4 protein-coding genes are annotated in these 4,038 nt (G+C 64.8%); 2 read left to right on the top strand and 2 right to left on the bottom strand.

Features of this window, described 5'->3' with window-relative positions:
* Positions 1 to 637: UDP-glucose 4-epimerase GalE (gene galE / locus FJ222_12225; protein ID MBM4165188.1), on the bottom strand; the 637-nt coding region annotated here is incomplete at its 3' end.
* 8 nt (positions 638 to 645) lie between these two features.
* Positions 646 to 1,830 carry a cofactor-independent phosphoglycerate mutase gene (locus FJ222_12230; GenBank protein MBM4165189.1) on the bottom strand — a complete coding sequence of 395 codons (1,185 nt, stop codon included), beginning with the start codon at positions 1,828 to 1,830 and terminating at the stop codon, positions 646 to 648.
* Between the two features lie 270 nt (positions 1,831 to 2,100).
* On the opposite strand from FJ222_12230, the gene rpsB reads away from it, so the two are divergent.
* Both rpsB and tsf read left to right on the top strand, forming a co-directional pair.
* Positions 2,101 to 3,033 (top strand): 30S ribosomal protein S2, encoded by a 933-nt coding sequence (gene rpsB, locus FJ222_12235; GenBank protein MBM4165190.1) that lies wholly within the window; start codon positions 2,101 to 2,103, stop codon positions 3,031 to 3,033.
* Positions 3,034 to 3,116: 83 nt separating this feature from the next.
* A complete protein-coding gene (gene tsf / locus FJ222_12240) occupies positions 3,117 to 3,956 on the top strand; it encodes a translation elongation factor Ts (GenBank protein MBM4165191.1) in 840 nt (279 codons plus the stop codon).
* The last annotated feature ends 82 nt before the right edge of the window (positions 3,957 to 4,038 follow it).

Genomic DNA, 4,038 nt, shown 5'->3' on the forward strand with positions numbered 1-4,038 from the left:
GCCGCGTGCCGAGGGCGACCTGCGCCACGAAGGGAAGCAGGTTGTTGGGGATGCCGTTGGGGTCCTCGCCGATGCGGCCGCTGGCATGCGCGCCGACCGGATTGAAATAGCGGAGCCGGGCGATGCGCCAGTCGGGCTCGGCAGTCTGAAGATCGCTCAGAATCTGCTCGGTCATCAGCTTCGTCCAGCCGTAGGGATTGGTGATGCCGCCCGTCGGGGCGTCTTCGCGGATAGGCACCGATGCGGGGGCGCCATAGACGGTCGCCGACGAGCTAAACACTAGGGTCTTCACGCCGTGCCGTCGCATGGCTGAGAGGAGGGAGATCGAGCCGGTGAGGTTGTTCGAGTAGTAGTCGAGGGGTTTCTGCACCGACTCGCCAACCGCCTTGAGCGCGGCGAAGTGGATCACGGCGTCCACCGGGCGGGCGGCGAACACCCGGTCCAGGGCGGCGGCGTCGAGCAGGTCGGCGCGGTGGAAGGTGAGGGGCCTGCCCGTCAGGTCACGGACACGCCGCAGCGCCTCTTCCTTGCTGTTGCAGAGGTTGTCGACGACGGTCACGTCGTGTCCGGCGTTCAGCAATTCCAGCGCCGTGTGCGAGCCGATGTAACCGGCGCCGCCGGTAACGAGAATGTGCATGACGACTCCTAGTTCCGGGCAAACAGCAGGTTCATCAGATCGGGGCCCTTCATCGCGCCCAGCGCGCCGAGGGGGGCGGAAGCCTCATCATAGGACTGCACGCCATCGGGCGGAAAACCGGGTCCGCAGATCGCCACCGGGACGGGTGTGCGGGTATGCTTGCCGGTCGCCAGCGGGACGGGGTGGTCGGGAAGGACAACACACGTGACGTCGGGGCCGCAGGCGGCGAGGACGCGGGCGACGAGGCGCCGGTCAAAGTCTTCGATGGCCTGAAGCTTCAGGGATAAATCCTGGGCATGGGAGACCTCGTCCATGGCCTCGACGTGGACGTAGACGAAGTCATGCGTCCGGAGGGCGGCGATCGCGGCGTCGGCCTTGCCCTCGTAATTCGTGTCGATGTAGCCGGTGGCGCCGGGAACGCGGATGACGTCCATGCCCATACAGCGGCCCAGGCCGTTGATCACGTCGACCGCAGAGATGACGGCGGAGCGGATGCCGAACCTCTCTCCGAGCGAATGGATCGCCCCGGCGCGGCCGCCGCTCCACGGCCAGATAGCATTGGCCTCGCGGCCGGACAGGACGACGGAGGCGCGGGCGATCAGGTCGCGCAAGACAGCGGCGGTGTGCCGGCCGGTCTCCGACTGGCCGCGCGGCAGGTGGTCGGCGATGGCGTTGCCGTGGTTATCATCCGGCTTGTCGCAGACGACGGCGTCGCTGAATTCAGGGCCTGACAGGATGATCAGGTTGCGATAGCTCACGCCGGGGTGGAAGCGTATCGTGGCGGTGCCGAGTGCGGCATTCAGCGCCGCGACGGCCAATGCGGCGTCGGTCTGCGCGATATGGCCGCCGGAGAAATCCCGCAGGATGCCCGCAGCGTCAACGGTGACAAGGTTCATGCGAAAACAGACATCCTGCGGCCCGAGGGGAATGTCCTGGCTGGCGGCCTCGAGCGGGCCTCGGCCGCAGCATTCGGTGGCAAGGTCACAGCCGAGCACCGACATGTTGGCCACATCGCTGGAGGTCGGGTACCCCGGAGGAAGGGTGAGCAGCGTACCGCTACGCCCACGGCGGGCGATGCTGTCCATGGCCGGCGTATGCGCGGCCTGGAGCGGGGTCCGTCCCTTCAGCGCGGCGAGGGGCTCATCGGCCATGCCGTCGCCGAGAAACACGATGACTGTGCGTTTTCTTTCCATGACACGTTTTGTGTCACCATAACATAACGGCGTGATCGCTTCAAGGGTCAAGCGCACAAAACCTAAAAAACTCCTTGCGGCCGTCGGCGCAAAGCGCTATAGTATGCCGCGTTTTATCCGGCGCGGGGCCGCCTCGTGGCGTCCACTGTCGCGGAAGCGAAGACCGACGGCGGATCAACCGCCTCAGTCCAAGCGGATTAACCCCGGAGCGTCCAGCGTGGCGCCTCCTACAACGGTTGAATGGTACACATGGAAATGCCTGCTTCGAGCCTGACCGGGCTCACCCTGAAGGACCTGCTTGACGCCGGTCTGCACTTCGGCCACCAGACCAAGCGGTGGAATCCCAAGATGAAGCGCTACATCTTTGATAAGCGCAACGGGATCCACATCATTGACCTCACCCAGACCGTCACGCTTCTGGACGAAGCCGCCGCGTTCTTGCGCGACGTGGCTGCCAGCGGCGGCAAGATCCTGTTCGTCGCGACCAAGAAGCAGGCTCAGGATTCGATACGCGCGGCGGCGATTGCGTGCGGCCAGTATCACATCACCGAACGCTGGCTGGGCGGCACGCTCACCAACAATCAGACGATTCGCCGCAGCATCAAGCGGATGCGCCAGATCGAGGCGATCGCCAACAACAACAACGGCATCCTGTCCGTCCACAAGAAAGAAGCCGCGAACCTCCGCCGCGAGCTCGACAAGCTCCAGAAGAACCTCTCCGGCATCGCCGACATGGAGCACCTCCCGGCCGCCTTGTTTGTGGTCGACATCTGTCGCGAAACCAACGCGATCAAAGAGGCCGCACGGCTGGGCATTCCGATCGTGGCGATCGTCGACACCAACGCCGATCCCGATCCGATCGACCATGTCATCCCCGGAAATGATGACGCGATTCGCGGCATCATGATGATCGCTGACGCCTTTGCCCGCGTGATCAAGGACGCCTACGAGCAGTTCTCCAAGATCGCGGCCGAGAAGTCCCGCCAGGCTGAAACCGAGCGTGCCGCGCATGACGCGCAGGAACGCAGCGGTGCCGGCCGTGGAAAGCCCCGCCGCGAGCCTGCCGGCGCGGATGACGCCAAGGAAAAGCTCGCCCGCACGCGCCGCACGGCCGCCAAAGCCGCCCAGGTCGTCGTGGCCGCGCAGGCCGCCGCCGTTGAGGTCACGCCCGCCGCAGTGGGCACCGAGCCTGTGGCCGAGTGATCCGCAAACCACTCCACCCGGCGCGGTGCCATCCCAGGGTGCCGCGCCGCTTTTGACAACCGATGGACACGAGAGGACACCCCATGGCTGAAATCACTGTTGCAATGATCAATGACCTCCGCACCCGGACCAACGCCGGCATGATGGACTGCAAGAAAGCGCTGATCCAAACCCAGGGCGACATGGATGCCGCCATCAAGATTCTCCGCGAGAAAGGGCTCGCCATCCAGGTCAAGCGCGCGGACAAGGAATCCAAGCAGGGCATCATCGCCGCTGCGGCCGCCGCCGATGGAACCACGCTCGCTCTGGTCGAGGTCAACTGCGAGACCGACTTCGTCGCCAAGACGGACCGGTTCAAGGCATTCGTGGCGGATGTTGCCCAGAAGGTCCTCACGGGCGATCTGGCCGTGGCCGAGACCCTGAAAAATGATTTGGTGGCGATCATCGCCGCAACGGGCGAGAACCTGAAGATCCGCCGTGTGGCGCGCTTCGCTGCTACGGCGACTACGCGCGTTGAGTCCTACATTCACCTGGGCGGCAAGGTTGGCGTGCTGGTGGAAGTCGCCTGCGGCAAACCGGAGACGCCCGCCCACCCTGCTGTCGCCGAGATGATTCACGATCTGGCGCTTCAGGTCGCGGCGGCCAACCCCCGCTATGTGAAGAGCAGCGAAGTCCCGGCCGCCGACATCGAGGCCGAGAAGGACATCTACCGCAAGCAGGTCGAGGGTAAGCCCGCGAACATCGTCGAGAGTATCCTCAAAGGCAAGATTCAGAAATTCTTCTCGGAGATCTGCCTCATTGACCAGCCGTTCGTTAAGGAACCGAAGCAGACCATTACGCAGGTGGTCAACGACGCCGCCAAGAAGGCGGGCGACACGATCACGGTCACCCGCTTTGTCCGCTTCCAGCTCGGCGCCGCCTAGGACCGGTGGCGCGCGCGCGGGAGTGTGTGGGTGTGGGAGTGTGTGGGTGTGGGAGTGTGTGGGTGTGGGAGTGTGTGGGTGT

This window comes from Lentisphaerota bacterium, from assembly GCA_016873675.1.
GTDB lineage: Bacteria > Verrucomicrobiota > Kiritimatiellia > RFP12 > JAAYNR01 > VGWG01.